We start from the raw sequence: 17155 nt of genomic DNA on the forward strand, positions 1-17155 counted from the left end.
GCTCACCTAACTACCGTTTCTGGTCAGTCGGCGGTGCGCGCCCGGAAGGTGCGGATCGCGAGCGGAGCGACGACGGCCGTGATCACGACGATCCAGCCGATCGTGAAGACGATCGGGTACTGCAGTGGGAGCTCGGCGTCGGCGTGGAGGGGCATGTCGTTGCCCCAGAGCTCGCGCACGGCCTGGGTGAGCGCCGAGATGGGGTTCCACTCCGCGATCGTGCGCAGCCAGTCGGGCATCGTGTCGGTCGGCGCGAAGGTGTTGGCCAGGAAGGTGATCGGGAAGATCGTGGCGAACATGACGCCGTTCACGGCCTCGACCGAGCGCATGGCCGAGCCGACCCAGATGCCGACCCAGATCATCGCGAAGGCCCAGCCCACGAGGAGCAGGTAGCCGAGGGCCGCCCGGAAGACGTCGGTGTGGATGGCCCAGCCGATGGTGAGACCCGTCAGCGACATCACCACCAGCCCGATCGACGAGTGCGCCACGCTTGAGAACGAGCGCCCCACGAGGACTGCTGCAGGATTGATCGGCAGCGAGCGCATCCGGTCGACGATCCCCTTCTCGAGGTCGGCGGTCAGCCCGACGGCCACGATGAAGGACGAGAAGGCGACGGTCTGCGCCATGATCCCCGCGAGCAGGAACGCCTTGTAGCCGCCCTCGATCGGGATGGCGATCGAGCTGCCGAAGACGAAGGCGAACAGCAGCACGAACATCACCGGCTGGATGGTGACGTCCATCAGCATCTCGGGCATCCGCTTGATGTGGATGAAGTTGCGCCGGGCGATGGCGAAGGACTGCCTCAGCAGCCCGGTCTGCCGGATGTCGGGCCTGCTGATCTGCCCGGACCGGGTGGTGGTGCCTGTCTGGTCGTTCACGATGCCTCCTCGGTCTGGTCGTCGGCGAGGTCGTCCTCGGCGCGATGACCGGTCAGGTGCAGGAACACGTCGTCGAGGCTCGGGCGCTTGAGCCCGATGTCGTCGAGCTCGATCCGGCTCTCGGCGAAGAGGCCGGCGATCCGGGTCATGTGGCCGAGCCCCTCGGCCGGGGCGGTGAGCTGGCGGGCGCCACGGTCGGCGTGCACCTCGGCGACGTGGTCCCTGAGCATCTGCTCGGCGATCTCGAGGTCTTCGGGACGGGAGACGGTCACGACGAGCGCGGCCGCGCCGGACTGGTCCTTGAGCTGCAAGGGGGTGCCCTCGGCGATGACCGTGCCCCGGTCGATCACCACGATGTTGTCGGCGAGCTGGTCTGCCTCCTCGAGGTACTGCGTCGTCAGCAGCAGGGTGGTCCCGTCGGCGACGAGCTCGCGCAGCACCTCCCACAGCTCCACGCGCGAGCGCGGGTCGAGGCCCGTGGTCGGCTCGTCGAGGAAGAGGACCGGCGGGGTGGCGATGAGGCTGACCGCCAGGTCGAGGCGGCGCCGCATGCCGCCGGAGTAGGTCTTGGCCGTGCGGTCGCCCGCGTCGGCGAGCGAGAAGCGCTCGAGCAGCTCGTCGCTCGCACGCCGGATGTAGGCGGGGTCGAGGCCGTAGAGGCTGCCGATGAGGCGCAGGTTCTCCCGGCCGGTCAGGAGCTCGTCGACGGTCGCGGCCTGCCCGGTGAGGCCCATGCTGCGCCGCACGGCCGCCGGGTCGCCCAGGATGTCGTGGCCGGCCACCCGCCCGGTGCCCGCCGTGGGACGGGTCAGCGTGGTCATCATCCGCACGGTGGTCGTCTTGCCGGCGCCGTTGGGGCCGAGGAGTCCGAGCACCGAGCCCTCGGGCACGACGAAGGAGACCCCGTCGACGGCCACGGTGTCACCGAAGTGCTTGACGAGGCCCTCGGCCTCGATCGCGAAGGAGCGCGTCATGGCGACCACGCTAGCTGCGGGGACCGACAGCCGCTCCTCATTAAGCCGCACCTAGAATCAGGACGTGCCACCTGCCTCCCCCGCCGTCGTCGTCGACGGCCTGGCGATGGCGTACGGCGACAAGGTGGCCGTCGACGGGTTGTCGCTGGAGGTCGCGCGGGGATCGATCACCGCCGTGCTCGGCCCCAACGGCGCCGGCAAGACCACGACGCTCGAGACCTGCGAGGGCTACCGGGTGCCGCAGCGGGGCACCGTGCGGGTGCTGGACCTCGACCCCCAGCGCGACCGGGCCGAGCTGCTCCCCCGGATCGGCGTCATGCTGCAGAGCGGCGGCGCCTGGAGCGGCGTACGCGCCGTGGAGATGCTGGAGCACATGGCGTCGCTCCACGCCCACCCGCTCGACACTGAGATGCTCGTCGACCGGCTGGGCCTGGCCGAGTGCGGCCGCACCCCCTACCGCCGGCTGTCCGGCGGCCAGAAGCAGCGCCTCGGGCTCGCGATCGCCCTCGTGGGGCGCCCCGAGCTGGTCTTCGTCGACGAGCCGACCGCCGGCATGGACCCGCAGGCGCGTCGCACGACCTGGGAGATGCTCGAGGAGGTCCGCCGCGACGGCGTGACCGTCGTGCTGACGACCCACCACATGGACGAGGCCGAGCACCTGGCCGACCTGATCCACATCATCGACCGCGGCACGCTCATCGCCTCCGGGACGCCTGCCGAGCTGACCCGCGGGGGCCGCTCGGCGACCATCCGGCTGGTCGTGAACCGACCGTTCCCCGACGGTGCGCCCGAGTCGCTGCGCGCCGAGCTGGGTCCGCTCACCGAGGTGCGGCAGCTCGACGAGGTCAGCATGCTCATCCACGGCCCGGCCGACGCCTCCACCCTCGGCCGGGTCTCGAGGTGGTGCGAGGAGCACGGCGTGCTGCCCCAGACGCTGACCCTGGGCCAGCGCACGCTCGAGGACGTCTTCCTCGAGCTCACCGGACGGGAGCTGGCGACGTGACCGTCCACCCGACCGGCACCTTCACCCCGGCGCCGGGCAGCGCCGGGCTCGGGCGGATGGTGCGCGCGCAGGCGCGCATGGAGGCGCGGCTGATGCTGCGCAACGGAGAGCAGCTCCTGCTCGCGATCGTGATCCCGGTGATCGTGCTCGTGGGCGGTGTCGCCGCGGCCGGCCGCCTCGGGAGCACGTTCGAGGGCCACGCGCCCGTCGACCTCCTCACCCCGGGCGTGCTCGCCCTCGCCATCATGTCGACGGCATTCACCTCCGTGGCCATCGCCACCGGCTTCGAGCGCCGCTACGGCGTGATCAAGCTGCTGGGGTCCTCTCCCCTGCCCCGCCACGGCCTCCTGCTCGGCAAGGTGCTGGCCCTGCTCAACGTCGTCGCCCTGCAGCTCGTCGTGCTGGTCGCCGTCGCCCTGGCCCTCGGGTGGGAGCCCTCGCTCGCGCATCCGCCGACCGCCGTGGTCGGCCTGGTGCTCACGGTCGCCCTGGGAACCGCCGCGTTCGCCTCCCTGGGCCTCCTCGTCGCCGGCGCGCTGCGTGCCGAGGCGACGCTCGCGCTCGCCAACCTCGTCTACCTGCTCCTGATGGCAGGCGGCGGCGTGGTGCTCCCGACCAGCGCCTACGGCGCCGCCGGCGGGCTGATCCAGTGGCTGCCGTCAGGCGCCCTGGGCGAGGCGATGCGCGCTGCGCTCGTGCACTCCGACATCGACAGCCGATCGCTGCTCGTGCTGGCGGCCTGGGCGCTGCTCGGCGCGGTGCTCACGGCCCGGACCTTCAGGTGGGAATGATGGGACGCACCCTGCTCGACTCCCTCGCGCGGTTCCTGTGGCCGCTCGCGGTGGCCAACCTCCTCGCCAACATCGGCATCGTCGTCACCGGGGCTGCTGTCCGGTTGACCGGGTCGGGCCTCGGGTGCCCGACGTGGCCACGCTGCACCGACGCGTCGTACGTCGCCCACGGCGAGCTCGGGATGCACGGTGCGATCGAGTTCGGCAACCGGCTGCTGACCTTCGTTCTCGCGGCCGTCGCCGTGCTCTGCTTCCTCGCCGCCCTCGGGGCGAGGCACCGCCGCGCGACCCGGCTCGCCCTCGTGATCGGCCTGGGCATCCCCCTGCAGGCGGTGCTCGGCGGCATCACGGTGCTGACCGACCTCAACCCCTGGGTCGTCGCCGGCCACTTCCTGCTGTCGATGGCGATCATCATGGTCTGCGTCGCCCTGCTCGACGAGCTCCGCAGTCCCACGCGCGGGCTCGCTCCGTCGCTGCCGCGCGCACTCGCCTGGGCGACCTTCGCAGCCGGCTGGGTCGTCCTCTACCTCGGCACGGTGGTGACCGGCGCCGGCCCGCACGCCGGTGACACCGACTCGCCGCGCAACGGCCTGGACCCGGCGACGGTGTCGCAGGCCCACGCCATCTCGGTCTACGTGCTGGTTGTGTTGACCGTGGCCCTGCTGGTCGTCGCGCGGCGCGGTGGGCACCAGTGGCTCGCCCGGGTCACCGCACTGGTGCTGCTCATCGAGGTGCTCCAGGGCGTGCTCGGCTGGGTGCAGTACTGGCTCGACCTGCCGGTCGGCCTCGTCGCCCTGCACATGCTCGGCGCCGGGCTCCTGGCCGCCGGCCTGGCCCGCATCGCGCTTGCGGTGCTGCCGCACCGCGGCGCCGACGAGGCCCGCGCGGACGGCGTACGCCAGACGCACGCCGCGACGCGCATCGCCCCGTCGTGAAGCCGGGCGGCTAGGACCTCCCGATCTTGCGGGCGAAGACGACCGTGCGCTTGGAGTAGTCGTCGGCCTTGCACCCGACGAGCACGATCCGGGCCGGCCCGGCGACGGAGTAGAGCGAACCCATCCGCCGTGAGGCAGGCCAGAACTCGCGCCGGGTGACCTCGAAGCGGCAGCCCGTCACCTTGATGACGTCGCCGCGGCGCAGGGACCCCCACCGGTCGGCCACGCCGTTGCCGGCGCGCCACGCGTGACCGGCGTAGACGGTGCTGCCGGTGGGGTCGCAGGGCGGGTCGCCCTTCGACCACGTGTAGACGGCACCACGGAGCCGGTTGCCGACGGCCAACGTGTCGTTGCGGGCCGGGACCTCGATGATGGCCGCGTCGGTGGAGGTGCGCGCGATCGTGAGCCGGTCAGGAGCGGCGTGAGCCGCACCCTGACCGGCCACGGCGGTGGTGCCGAGCACCACCGCCGCGACGATCCCCGCAGCGCGGGAGCGGGTCATCGCGACCCGGTGCTGGGTGCGACCTCCGGAGCGCTGGCGCACGGACGGGTGCGGAACGACATCTTCCACACGTGCTTGCCCTGCAGGCGGTAAGACGCGTCCACCGCGTGGGCCCGGACGGTGACCCGCTTGCCGCGAGCCTTCAGCCACACGCCCTGGCGGAGGGTCTTGCCCTTCGACGTGTAGACGACGCCCGAGCGCTTGACGACCTTGTAGACGTCGCCGCGGGTGCCGCACTTGTCGATCTTGCGGGCCCGGGCCGACACGGCGCGCGCCTCGGCGGGCAGCACCTCCGGCGGGGTGACGACGGGCGGCTGGACCACCGGCGGGGTGACCACCGGCGGCTCGACCGGCGGCTCGACCGGCGGCGTCGGGCAGGGCACGTTGCTGTCGCTCGGCGCCGGGTAGGTGACGCTGGCCTGCCCGCCGGGGAACTGGTTGCCCGGGTCCGCCGTCACCGTGACGCTGCCGTCGGGGTGGGTGGTCGAGGTCCAGGGCCCGGACGGGACCTGGCCGTAGGACGCGTTGCCCGGACCGCAGTCGTCGATCACGGGGATCGTCGGCGGCTGGACGGTCGTGACGTGGCAGTCCTCGGAGAACTCACTGACGCGGATCTTGCCGGAGTTGGTCTGGGTCGTGTTGTTGTCCCACTTCGCCTTCAGCGTGAGGACGACGTCGGACGTCGGCCGTGCGGTGATGGTCTCGTTGAAGTACCGGGTCTGGCGCGAGGTGAACTCGGCGCCGACCGGGACCACGGCTCGGTTGGACCAGGTGATCCACTCCTTGCGGCTCTCGCTGTTCGTCACGGTCCAGGTGACGGCCCAGCCGCCACCGGTCCTGCAGACGACGGAACCGGTGATCGTGTTGTGGTGCGCGCTGGCCGCGCCGGCGACGCCGACGACGGCGAAGCCCACGGCCAGGACGAGGGTGACGACCCTCGAGACGCCCCGGTGGATCGGGCGGCGACGAACCCCCAGTCCGGACGCGCCCCCAGCGGTCCGGTGTCGTCGCTCACGTGATGAAGACATGCAGAACTACCCCCTGCTCCCGCGGGGGTGACCCGATGCCTCCCCCTGCGGAGAAGTCAACGTGGGATCGCGTCAGCGGACACGGAACGTTGTCTCAAGAACCTTCGCAGAGTCACCGAACTCTCCTGACAGGACCTGCGAGCTGCGCTACCGCCCGAGCAGGGGGTCCAGTGCTACGGCGACGAAGAGGAGGGAGAGGTAGAGGTTGGAGGCGTGGAAGAGCCGCATCGGGTTGATGTCGGTTAGCGCCTCCGAGCTCTTGGCGCGCGTCCACATCCGGTGGGCCTCGACGAGGAAGACGGCGCCCAGGACTCCGGCGGCGACCGGGTAGACCAGGCTCGTCCCGGCGACCGGCCACAGCAGGAGGGAGGTCGCGACCATGACCCAGCTGTAGACCACGACCTGGCGTCCCACCTCGGCTGCCGGCTTCACCACCGGGAGCATCGGCACGTCGACGTTGCGGTAGTCCTCGCGGTAACGCAGCGCGAGCGCCCACGTGTGCGGCGGGGTCCAGAAGAAGACCACCAGGAACAGCACGACGGGCGTCCAGGCCAGCTCCCCGGTCACCGCGGTCCAGCCGATGAGGGCCGGGAAGCAACCGGCCAGCCCGCCCCAGACGATGTTCTGGGTGGTCCGGCGCTTGAGCAGGATCGTGTAGACGATGACGTAGAACGCGTTGGCCAGCACCGAGAGCGCGGCCGAGAGCCAGTTGACCCACAGCGCCAGCACCACCGTCGACAGCACGGCCAGCACGGTGGCGAAGACGAGGGCGGAGACCGGCGAGACGATGTGGCGTGGCAGCGCCCGGCGCCGCGTACGTCGCATCTGCTCGTCGATGTCGCGGTCGTAGACGCAGTTGTAGGCCGAGGCGGAGCCCGCCGACAGCGCCCCGCCGACCACGGTGGCGGCGACCAGGCCGAGCGGCGGGATGCCGCGCGCGGCGAAGAACATCACCGGGACCGTCGTCAGGAGGAGCAGCTCGATCACGCGCGGCTTGGTCAGTCCGACATACGCGGCGACCACGTCGCGCCACGTCTTCGACCCCTCGGGCGCGGCACCCTGGTCACCGGTCGACGGCCGGGCGGACGCGGCAGCGTTCGGGCCGGCGTGGGACACGGTGGAGAACCTCGGGACGTCGGGGACGGATGGGACGCGTACAGCGGGGAACCGAGGGGATGAACGGCCGGATGTTCCGGCGTCCGGGACGACCCTCGGGCACGGTCGAGTCTACTCGGCCACGACGATAGGGTCGCAGTCGAGGCCACCCCTGCTGGGCTGTGATCCTGACTGCACCCGGTTGCACTCCACCGAGAGGAACTGCGTTGACCAAGAAGTCCGCCCTGCCCGCCACCCTCGAGTGGGACGACACCGACCGTCGAGCCGTCGACACCGCCCGGGTCCTGGCGATGGACGCGGTCCAGAAGGTCGGCAACGGCCACCCCGGTACGGCGATGAGCCTGGCGCCGGCGGCGTACCTGCTGTTCCAGAAGGTGATGCGGCACAACCCCGCCGACCCGCACTGGACCGGTCGCGACCGTTTCGTCCTCTCCTGCGGCCACAGCTCGATCACCCTCTACACCCAGCTGTTCCTCGGCGGGTGGGGGCTCGAGATCGAGGACCTGCGGACCCTGCGCACGTGGGGCAGCAAGACGCCGGGCCACCCGGAGTTCGGCCACACGGCGGGCGTGGAGACGACGACCGGCCCGCTGGGCCAGGGCGTCGCCAACGCGGTCGGCATGGCGATGGCGGCACGCCGCGAGCGCGGTCTGCTCGACCCCGGCACGGCCGAGGACGAGTCGCCATTCGACCACCACGTCTACGCGCTCTGCTCCGACGGCGACCTGCAGGAGGGCGTCAGCGCCGAGGCCTCCTCGATCGCCGGTACCCAGCAGCTCGGCAACCTCACCCTCATCTACGACGCCAACCAGATCTCGATCGAGGGCGACACCGACGTCGCGTTCACCGAGGACGTGGGTGCGCGCTACGAGGCCTACGGCTGGCACGTCCAGCACGTCGACTGGACGAACGACGGCACGGACTACGTCGAGGACGTGCCGGAGCTCTACGCCGCCGTCCGCGCCGCCGACGAGGTCACCGACCGGCCCAGCCTGATCGTCCTGCACACCGTCATCGCCTGGCCCGCTCCCAACGCCCAGGGCACCGGGAAGTCGCACGGCTCGGCCCTCGGGGAGGAGGAGGTGGCCGCCACCAAGGAGATCCTCGGCTTCGACCCCGAGCAGCACTTCGAGGTGCCGACCGACGTGATCGAGCGCACCCGCTCCCTCGTCGCGCGCGGCAAGGAGCAGCAGGCCGCCTGGCAGGAGCGCTTCGACGCGTGGAGGGGCTCAGCGTCCAAGGACGTCGTCCAGACCTTCGAGCGCATGCAGACCCGCGCGCTGCCCACCGGCCTCGCCGACGCGCTGCCCAGCTTCGACGCCGACCCGAAGGGCGTGGCGACCCGCAAGGCCTCCGGCGCGGTGATCAACGCCGTCGCCGGCGTGATGCCCGAGCTGTGGGGCGGCTCGGCCGACCTCGCCGAGTCCAACAACACCACCATCGAGGACGCGCCCTCATTCATCCCCGAGAGCCGCTCGACCGACCAGTGGACCGGCGACCCGCTCGCCGGCCGGGTGCTGCACTTCGGCATCCGCGAGCACGGCATGGGCGGCATCCTCAACGGCATCGCGCTCCACGGCGGCACGCGCGTCTTCGGCGGCACCTTCCTCACCTTCAGCGACTACATGCGCGGCTCGGTCCGCCTGGCCGCGCTGATGGGCCTGCCCGTCACCTACGTGTGGACCCACGACTCCATCGGCCTGGGCGAGGACGGCCCGACGCACCAGCCGATCGAGCACCTCGCCGCCCTGCGCGCCATCCCCGGCCTCGACGTCGTACGACCTGCCGACGCCAACGAGACGGCCGCCGCGTGGCACGCCGTCCTGCAGCGCACCGACCACCCGGCCGGCATCGCGCTGACGCGGCAGAACGTCCCCGTCTTCCCCCGCGGGGAGGAGGGCTTCAGCGACACGTCCGACGTGCACCGAGGCGGCTACGTCCTGATCGACGCGCCTGCCATCGACGGACGTGACGGCGACCCCGACGTGATCCTCATGGGCACCGGCTCGGAGGTGCAGGTGGCGGTCGCCGCCCGCGAGCTCCTCGCCGCCGACGGCGTCCGTGCCCGGGTGGTGTCGCTCCCCTGCCTCGAGTGGTTCGAGGAGCAGGAGGAGGCCTACCGCGAGACCGTGCTGCCGCCCACCGTCAAGGCGCGCGTCTCGGTCGAGGCCGGCGTCAAGCAGGGCTGGCGCGACTACGTCGGCGACCACGGCCGCATCGTCTCCATCGAGCACTACGGCGCCTCGGCCGACTTCGCGCGCATCTACGAGGAGTTCGACATCACGGGCGAGGCGGTGGCCAACGCCGCCCGCGACAGCCTGCGCACCCTGACCGACTGACGTACCCGTCCCCCAACAGGAGGCACCAATGAACGATCGTCTGAAGGCCCTGGCCGACGCCGGGGTGTCCATCTGGCTCGACGACCTCTCCCGCGAGCGGCTGGAGACCGGCAACCTGGCCGACCTGGTGAAGAACAGCAACGTCGTCGGCGTCACGTCCAACCCGGCCATCTTCCAGACCGCGCTCGCCGACGGTGAGCGCTACGACCCCCAGGTGCGCGAGCTCGCCGCGGCGGGTGCCGACGTCGACAAGGCCACGCAGGTGATCACCACCGACGACGTGCGCGACGCCTGCACGGTCATGCGACCGACCTTCGACGCCACCGACGGTGTCGACGGCCGCGTGTCGATCGAGGTGTCCCCCGGCTTCGCCCACGACACCGAGGAGACCGTCAAGGAGGCCGCCGAGCTCTGGCGGATCGTCGACCAGCCCAACCTGCTCATCAAGATCCCCGGCACGAAGGAGGGGTGGCCGGCGATCACCGAGACCATCGCCGCCGGCATCTCGGTCAACGTGACGCTGATCTTCGGCCTCGAGCAGTACCGCAACGTCATGGAGGCCTACGTCGCCGGGCTGGAGAAGGCGGCCGACAACGGCCACGAGCTCGCCGACATCCACTCCGTCGCGTCCTTCTTCGTCTCGCGCGTCGACTCCGAGATCGACAAGCGGCTCGAGGCCATGACCGAGGGGCCGGGCACCGACCCCGACCTGCGCGGCAAGGCCGGCGTGGCCAACGCGCGGCTCGCCTTCCAGATGTACGAGGACTTCTTCAGCGGTGAGCGCTGGGAGGCGCTCGAGGCCAAGGGCGCGCGCAAGCAGCGCCCCCTGTGGGCCTCGACGGGCGTGAAGAACCCGGACTACGACGACACGATGTACGTCGTCGACCTGGTCGTCGAGGACACCGTCAACACGATGCCCGAGAAGACCCTCGAGGCCGTGGCCGACCACGGTGAGGTCCGCGGCGACCGCATCCGGCCGTTCTACGACGACGCCGCCGCCCACATGAAGGCCCTCGCCGCCGCGGGCATCGACTACGACGACGTCATCGAGGTGCTCATCAAGGAGGGCGTCGACAAGTTCGTCGTCGCCTGGGACGAGCTGCAGACGACCCTCGCGAAGTCGCTCGAGGCCGCTCGCTGATGGGCTCGCCGGTCGACCCCATGACGACCGAGGCGTGGGCGCGGCTCGCCGGGCTCGCAGCGTCGTACGAGCCCGACCTGCGCGCCACGCTGACGCCGGAGTGGGTCGACCGGCAGACGCTCGTCGCCGCCGACCTCCACGTCGACCTGTCGAAGAACCTCCTCGACGGTGACGTGGAGGCGGCGCTGCTCGCGCTCGCCGACCAGGTCGACGTGACGGGGCGTCGCGACGCCATGCTGGCGGGCGAGCACATCAACGTCACGGAGGACCGCGCGGTGCTCCACACCGCGCTGCGGCTCCCTGCCGACGCGTCGCTCGTCGTCGACGGGCAGGACGTCGTGTCCGACGTCCACGAGGTGCTGGAGCGGGTGTACGCCTTCGCCGAGCGCGTCCGGTCGGGCGAGTGGACCGGCGTGACGGGCCGACGGATCGAGACCGTCGTCAACATCGGCATCGGGGGCTCCGACCTCGGGCCGGTGATGGCCTACGAGGCGCTCGAGCCCTACCGGCAGGACGGGCTGTCGTGCCGCTTCATCAGCAACATCGACCCGACCGACGCCGGGCAGACGCTGGCCGGTCTCGACCCGGAGACCACCCTCTTCATCGTCTCCAGCAAGACCTTCGGCACCCTCGAGACGCTCACCAACGCCCGGCTCTGCCGGGCCTGGCTGCTCGAGCACCTGCCGTCGGGCACCGACGCCACGGACGCGGTCGCCCAGCACTTCGTCGCCGTGTCCACGGCGCTCGACAAGGTCGCCGACTTCGGCATCGACCCCGACAACGCCTTCGGCTTCTGGGACTGGGTCGGCGGCCGCTACTCGATGGACTCCGCGATCGGGCTCTCGCTGGTCGTGGCCGTCGGTCCCGAGCGCTTCGCCGAGATGCTCGCCGGGTTCCACGCGATGGACGAGCACTTCCGCACCGCGCCGCCGGAGTCCAACGTCCCGCTCCGGATGGGGCTGCTCAACGTCTGGTACACCAGTTTCCTCGGCGCCCACACGCACGCGGTGCTGCCCTATGCCCAGCTGCTGCACCGCTTCCCGGCCTACCTGCAGCAGCTGACGATGGAGTCCAACGGCAAGGGCGTGCGGTGGGACGGCACGACGGTCGACTACGACACGGGCGAGGTCTTCTGGGGCGAGCCCGGCACCAACGGCCAGCACGCCTTCTACCAGCTCATCCACCAGGGCACCCGTCTCGTGCCGGCCGACTTCATCGGCTTCGCGCGACCGGCGTACGACCTCACCGACCGCACCGACGACGGCGAGACCGACGTCCACGAGCTGCTGCTGGCCAACTTCCTCGCCCAGACCAAGGCGCTCGCCCTCGGCCGGACGGCCGACGAGGTGCGCGCCGAGGGCGTGGCGGAGGAGCTGGTCTCGGCGCGGACGTTCCCGGGCAACCGACCGACCACCTCGATCATGGCTCCGGCGCTCACGCCGTCGGTGCTCGGCCAGCTGATCGCCCTCTACGAGCACATCACGTTCGTGCAGGGCGCGGTGTGGGGCATCGACAGCTTCGACCAGTGGGGCGTCGAGCTCGGCAAGCAGCTGGCCCAGGAGCTGCGGCCGGCGATCTCCGGCGACGCGTCGGTGGCCGCCGAGCAGGATCCCTCGACGCAGTCGCTGATCCGCTACTACCAGGAGAACCGAGGCCGATGAGCCACCCCAACCCACTGCGCGACCCGCAGGACCGCCGGCTCCCGCGGATCGCCGGCCCGTGCGGCATGGTCCTCTTCGGCGTGACCGGTGACCTGTCGCGCAAGAAGGTCATGCCCGCCATCTACGACCTGGCCAACCGCGGCCTGCTGCCGCCCGGCTTCAGCCTGGTGGGCTTCGCGCGGCGCGACTGGGCCGACCAGGACTTCGCGCAGATCGTCCACGACGCGGTCAAGGAGCACGCGCGTACGCCGTTCCGCGAGGAGGTCTGGAACCAGCTCTCCGAGGGCTTCCGCTTCGTCTCGGGCGACTTCGACGACGACGCCGCCTTCGAGCAGCTGCGCCGCACCGTCGAGGAGCTCGACCAGCTGCGTGGCACCGGCGGCAACATGGCCTTCTACCTCGCGATCCCGCCGGCCTTCTTCGGCACCGTCGTGGGCCAGCTCAAGGAGCACGGTCTCGCCGATCCCGGGCCCGACCAGTGGCGCCGTGTGGTCGTCGAGAAGCCGTTCGGCCACGACCTCGAGTCGGCGCGCGAGCTCAACCACATCCTCGACGGCGTCTTCCCGTCGGGCTCGGTCTTCCGGATCGACCACTACCTCGGCAAGGAGACGGTCCAGAACATCCTGGCGATGCGGTTCGCGAACAACATGTTCGAGCCGATCTGGAACGCCAACTACGTCGACCACGTGCAGATCACCATGGCCGAGGACATCGGCATCGGCGGTCGCGCCGGCTACTACGACGGCATCGGCGCCGCGCGCGACGTCATCCAGAACCACCTCCTGCAGCTGATGGCGCTGGTCGCGATGGAGGAGCCGATCGCGTTCGACGCGAGGAGCCTGCGCATCGAGAAGCAGAAGGTGCTGAAGTCGGCCACGTTGCCGCCGCGCCTCGACCTCACCACCGCCCGCGGGCAGTACACCGCCGGGTGGGCCGGCGGCGAGAAGGTCCAGGGCTTCCTCGACGAGGAGGGCATCAAGAAGACCTCCACCACCGAGACCTACGCGGCGATCACCGTCAACGTGGAGACGCGCCGCTGGGCCGGAGTGCCGTTCTACCTCCGCGCCGGCAAGCGGCTCGGGAGACGCGTCACCGAGGTCGCCATCGTCTTCAAGCGTGCCCCGCACCTGCCGTTCGCGCAGACCGCCACCGAGGACCTGTCGCAGAACGCGCTCGTCATCCGCGTGCAGCCCGACGAGGGCATGACGATGCGCTTCGGGTCGAAGGTGCCCGGAACGGCGATGGAGATCCGGGACGTCAACATGGACTTCGCCTACGGCGGCTCCTTCACCGAGGCCAGCGCAGAGGCGTACGAACGCCTCATCCTCGACGTCCTCCTCGGGGACCCGCCGCTGTTCCCGCGGCACGAGGAGGTCGAGCTCTCGTGGAAGATCCTGGACCCGGTCATCGAGCACTGGGCACGCAAGGGCAAGCCCGAGCCCTACGACTCCGGCACCTGGGGTCCCGAGTCCGCCGACAAGATGCTCGCGCGCGACGGTCGCACGTGGAGGAGGCCATAAATGATCGAGCTCACCGACACCAGCTCGTCCAAGATCGCCGCTGAGTTCGTCCGGGCACGCACCCGGGCCGGCAGCCCCGCGATGGGCATGGTGATGACCCTGGTCATCGTCGCTCCGGAGGAGGACGCCGCGGAGGCGATGGCCGCAGCCAAGCGGGCCTCGCGCGAGCACCCCTCCCGGGTGCTCGGCGTGATCCTCGGCGACGCCCGCGGAGCCGGCCAGGTCAACGCGCAGGTCGGCAGCGGCGACGGGTGGGGCGGCGAGACCGCCCTGATCCGGCTCAAGGGCGAGGTGGTCAAGCACGCCGAGTCCGTCGTGCTGCCCCTCCTCCTGCCGGACTCCCCCGTCGCGATCTGGTGGCCCACGTCCGCACCGGCCGACCCCGCCGCCGACCCGCTGGGAGCCCTGGCGCAGCGCCGCATCACCGACTCCGCCGCCGTCCCGCGTGGCAAGTCCACCGCGATGCTCACCCAGTGCCGCACCTACGCGCCCGGCAACACCGACCTCAGCTGGACGCGCCTGACGCCGTGGCGGGCGCTGCTCGCCGCCGCCCTGGACCAGCACCCCCTCAAGGTCACCCGGGCCACCGTCACCGCCGAGCGGATCAGCCCGAGCGCCGACCTGCTGGTGGCGTGGCTCAGCGACCGCCTCAAGGTCGAGGTCTCGCGTCGCAACTCCGACGGCCCCGGCATCACCGAGGTCAGCATGGAGACCAAGGAGGGGCCGATCCGCATCTCGCGCGCCGACGGCCGCCTGGCGACGTTCTCCTCGCCCAACCGGCCCGACCGGCCGGTCGCGCTCAAGCGCCGCGAGGTGCCGGCGCTGCTGGCCGAGGAGCTGCGCCGCCTCGACGAGGACGACGTCTACGCCGAGGTCGCCACCCACCTGGTCAAGCTGAGGAGCAAGAAGTGAACGACGTCCACGTCCGCCGCCACGACGACGCCGACGTCCTCGTCGGCGACGTCGCCTCCGCCCTCCTCGACCGGCTCGAGGCCGCTCAGGGGCGGGGCGAGGTCCCCCAGGTCGGGCTGACCGGCGGCAGCATCGCCGAGGAGCTGCACCGCGAGCTCGCCCGCCGGGCCACGGACTCCGCGGTCGACTGGTCCCGGGTGGTCTTCTGGTGGGGTGACGAGCGCTTCGTCCCCGCCGACTCCCCCGACCGCAACGCCCGCCAGGCGCGCGAGTCGCTCCTCGACCACGTCCCGGTCGACCCCGCCAACGTGCACGAGGTGCCGGCCAGCGACGAGGTGGCGACCGCCGAGGACGCGGCCGCGGCGTACAGCGAGTCGATGCGCGAGCACGGCGCGGGCTTCTTCGAGGTGCTGATGCTCGGGATCGGGCCCGACGGGCACTGCGCGTCGCTGTTCCCCGGCCACCCGGCGCTCGAGGCCCGCGACGCGATCGCCGTCGCCGTCCACGACTCCCCCAAGCCGCCGCCCGACCGGGTCAGCCTCACCTTCGAGGCGATGGAGCGGTGCCGCGCGGTCTGGTTCATCGCCAGCGGCGAGGGCAAGGCCGAAGCCGTCGCGCGCGCCCTGGCCGACGACGGGTCCGTCACCGAGACCCCCGCCCGCGGCGTACGTGGTGACGAGACCGTCTGGTGGCTCGACGAGGCCGCCGCCTCCGCTCTCTGACCGACCGGGCACTTCCTGCCCGTCCCGACCGCCGACCGGGCACTTCCTGCCCGTCCCGACCGCCGACCGGGCACTTCCTGCCCGTCGCGGATGCCGACCGGGCACTTCCTGCCCGTCGTGATCAGCGGGAGAGGTCGATGACCACCGGGCGGCTGGCGACCGCCGCGAGGTGTCCGCGTCGGAGGCGTCCGCTGGCCTCGAGCTCGCGGCCGTAGACGTCGTCCTTCGTGAAGACGTCCATGTGCCAGTTGCGGCGCTCCTCCAGCCACGTCAGGCGCGCCTCGTCGTCGTCCTGCTTCTCCTCGTCGTGGAACTCCTCGCCGAAGTACTCGGCGCCGTAGCGCGCCGACCGATCGCCGACGTCGATGCGGAACTTCGGCAGCCCGTCGTCGTCATCCACCCAGATCTGTGTCTCCGGCGGTGGCAGGTCGGCGTCGTACCAGTGCAGTCTCAAGGCGCTCTCGGGCGGGGACTCTGCTCCGGGGTCGCCGATCGGCGCCAGCGTGCGGAGCTGTCGTACGCCGCGATGGCCCGCGAACCGGCCCACCTCGCTGAGCAACAGACCGTGGTCGAGCCCGAGCCGCAGGAAGCCGTCGATCGCGCTCAGGGCGTCGAAGCGCCAGAGCAGCCGACCCAGGTCGCAGGCTGTCCGAAGCGGCGTCGTCACCGTCAGCCCGCCCAGGTTCTGCGTGTCATGCATCGTCAGGTCGCGGATGCCACTCGCGAGACCCGGGCGGCGCATCCTGCTGCCCCGCGTGCTGAAGACGTCCAAGGACGGCATCCGGTGGATGGCGGAGCGAGGGAGGGCGTCGACGCCGTGGAGCCATGCCGCCGTCCGGTCCACGACGACGACATGCTCCGGGACGATGAGCTCCAGCGCTGCCACCCGAAGACGCAGCGAGTCGGGGACGCCGGCGACGACGAACACACCACGGAGCACGGGTCGCAGCAAGCCACGCTCGACCAGTCGACGCCGCAGGCTCTCGTCGACACCGAGACGGGACGCCTCGGCGGCCGAGAACGGACGATCACACGGGATCGGCGCGTCCGAGCCCAGCGCGACGACGTCGCGGCACCACGGCGGCATGACCTGCATGCGACCACCCTGCCCCGGGCCGGCGGGCAACGTCGTACGTCATCCACAGGCGTGACCAGCACGACGGGCAGGAAGTGCCCGGTCAGCGTCCAGGACGGGCAGGAAGTGCCCGGTCAGCGTCCGAGACGGGCAGGAAGCGCCCGGTCAGCGCGTCAGAAGATGATCTCGCCGGCCTTGCGGCGGCTGCGCAGGAGAGCCACGGCCTCGTCGAGGATGTCGGCCGCCTCGGTCTCGCTGCGACGCTCCTTCACGTAGGCGAGGTGCGTCTTGTAGGGCTCGATCTTGGGGGCCGGGGGCGGGTTCTCGGAGTCGAGGCTCGCCGGCAGCCCGCACTTGGGGCAGTCCCACGAGTCGGGCACGGCGGCCTCGATCGCGAAGGTCACCACCGACCGGTGGTCGTGGCTGCAGAAGTAGGTGACCGCCTGCCGGGGCGCGGCCTCGCCGCGCTCGGCCTCACCCATCGGACCGGCACCGACCCGACTACCGCGGATCGCGTTCCCAGCACCAGCCATGACGACTCCTTCTCAGAAACGCTCG

General features: G+C 71.4%; 16 protein-coding genes. 9 read left to right on the plus strand and 7 right to left on the minus strand.

Annotated features, from left to right (window positions below; translation table 11 throughout):
* Positions 1-23: 23 nt before the first annotated feature.
* Entirely contained in the window at positions 24-878 is an 855-nt protein-coding gene (locus ACNKF0_RS12840; protein ID WP_416952670.1) for an ABC transporter permease, read from the minus strand.
* Positions 875-1852: an ATP-binding cassette domain-containing protein gene (locus ACNKF0_RS12845; RefSeq protein ID WP_299923239.1), complete on the minus strand. Its 978-nt coding sequence runs from the start codon at positions 1850-1852 to the stop codon at positions 875-877. The genes ACNKF0_RS12840 and ACNKF0_RS12845 overlap by 4 nt, the downstream gene beginning before the upstream one ends.
* A gap of 64 nt (positions 1853-1916) precedes the next feature.
* Here ACNKF0_RS12845 and ACNKF0_RS12850 point away from each other — a divergent pair, with 64 nt between their 5' ends.
* Genes ACNKF0_RS12850 through ACNKF0_RS12860 form a run of 3 tightly spaced genes read left to right on the plus strand, consistent with a single transcriptional unit; the run spans position 1917 to position 4581 of the window.
* Complete coding sequence (locus tag ACNKF0_RS12850; protein ID WP_416952673.1) at positions 1917-2855, plus strand: ABC transporter ATP-binding protein; 939 nt, start codon at positions 1917-1919, stop codon at positions 2853-2855.
* Positions 2852-3646 (plus strand): ABC transporter permease, encoded by a 795-nt coding sequence (locus tag ACNKF0_RS12855; RefSeq protein WP_416952675.1) that lies wholly within the window; start codon positions 2852-2854, stop codon positions 3644-3646. The genes ACNKF0_RS12850 and ACNKF0_RS12855 overlap by 4 nt, the downstream gene beginning before the upstream one ends.
* Positions 3646-4581: a COX15/CtaA family protein gene (locus ACNKF0_RS12860; RefSeq protein WP_416952677.1), complete on the plus strand. Its 936-nt coding sequence runs from the start codon at positions 3646-3648 to the stop codon at positions 4579-4581. Before ACNKF0_RS12855 ends, ACNKF0_RS12860 begins: the two co-directional genes overlap by 1 nt.
* A gap of 10 nt (positions 4582-4591) precedes the next feature.
* Here ACNKF0_RS12860 and ACNKF0_RS12865 read toward each other — a convergent pair whose 3' ends face one another.
* The 3 genes from ACNKF0_RS12865 to ACNKF0_RS12875 form a co-directional block, all read right to left on the minus strand.
* Positions 4592-5083 (minus strand): class F sortase, encoded by a 492-nt coding sequence (locus ACNKF0_RS12865; protein WP_416952679.1) that lies wholly within the window; start codon positions 5081-5083, stop codon positions 4592-4594.
* The gene (locus tag ACNKF0_RS12870) at positions 5080-5997 is read right to left on the minus strand and encodes a hypothetical protein (RefSeq protein WP_416952681.1); all 918 of its coding nucleotides are present in this window, start codon (positions 5995-5997) and stop codon (positions 5080-5082) included. Before ACNKF0_RS12870 ends, ACNKF0_RS12865 begins: the two co-directional genes overlap by 4 nt.
* Before the next feature lie 261 nt (positions 5998-6258).
* A complete protein-coding gene (locus tag ACNKF0_RS12875; protein ID WP_299923248.1) occupies positions 6259-7227 on the minus strand; it encodes a heme o synthase in 969 nt (322 codons plus the stop codon).
* A 224-nt stretch (positions 7228-7451) separates the two neighbouring features.
* On the opposite strand from ACNKF0_RS12875, the gene tkt reads away from it, so the two are divergent.
* The 6 genes from tkt to pgl are packed head-to-tail and all read left to right on the plus strand — an operon-like array spanning position 7452 to position 15522.
* Positions 7452-9566, plus strand: a complete 2115-nt coding sequence (gene tkt / locus ACNKF0_RS12880) for a transketolase (RefSeq protein WP_416958507.1) — start codon at positions 7452-7454, stop codon at positions 9564-9566.
* A 28-nt stretch (positions 9567-9594) separates the two neighbouring features.
* Positions 9595-10707: a transaldolase gene (tal, locus tag ACNKF0_RS12885; protein WP_416952683.1), complete on the plus strand. Its 1113-nt coding sequence runs from the start codon at positions 9595-9597 to the stop codon at positions 10705-10707.
* On the plus strand, positions 10707-12368 hold the full coding sequence (pgi, locus tag ACNKF0_RS12890; RefSeq protein WP_416952685.1) for a glucose-6-phosphate isomerase: 1662 nt from the start codon (positions 10707-10709) through the stop codon (positions 12366-12368). Before tal ends, pgi begins: the two co-directional genes overlap by 1 nt.
* A complete protein-coding gene (zwf, locus tag ACNKF0_RS12895) occupies positions 12365-13888 on the plus strand; it encodes a glucose-6-phosphate dehydrogenase (protein WP_416952687.1) in 1524 nt (507 codons plus the stop codon). The genes pgi and zwf overlap by 4 nt, the downstream gene beginning before the upstream one ends.
* Positions 13889-14800 carry a glucose-6-phosphate dehydrogenase assembly protein OpcA gene (locus tag ACNKF0_RS12900; RefSeq protein WP_416952689.1) on the plus strand — a complete coding sequence of 304 codons (912 nt, stop codon included), beginning with the start codon at positions 13889-13891 and terminating at the stop codon, positions 14798-14800.
* Complete coding sequence (gene pgl / locus ACNKF0_RS12905) at positions 14797-15522, plus strand: 6-phosphogluconolactonase (protein WP_299923258.1); 726 nt, start codon at positions 14797-14799, stop codon at positions 15520-15522. Before ACNKF0_RS12900 ends, pgl begins: the two co-directional genes overlap by 4 nt.
* Positions 15523-15643: 121 nt before the next feature.
* Here pgl and ACNKF0_RS12910 read toward each other — a convergent pair whose 3' ends face one another.
* Both ACNKF0_RS12910 and ACNKF0_RS12915 read right to left on the minus strand, forming a co-directional pair.
* Complete coding sequence (locus ACNKF0_RS12910) at positions 15644-16618, minus strand: hypothetical protein (protein WP_416952691.1); 975 nt, start codon at positions 16616-16618, stop codon at positions 15644-15646.
* Positions 16619-16770: 152 nt separating this feature from the next.
* Positions 16771-17130, minus strand: a complete 360-nt coding sequence (locus tag ACNKF0_RS12915; RefSeq protein WP_254180640.1) for an RNA polymerase-binding protein RbpA — start codon at positions 17128-17130, stop codon at positions 16771-16773.
* Between the last annotated feature and the right edge of the window lie 25 nt (positions 17131-17155).

The organism is Nocardioides sp. T5, assembly GCF_048161455.1.
GTDB lineage: Bacteria > Actinomycetota > Actinomycetes > Propionibacteriales > Nocardioidaceae > Nocardioides.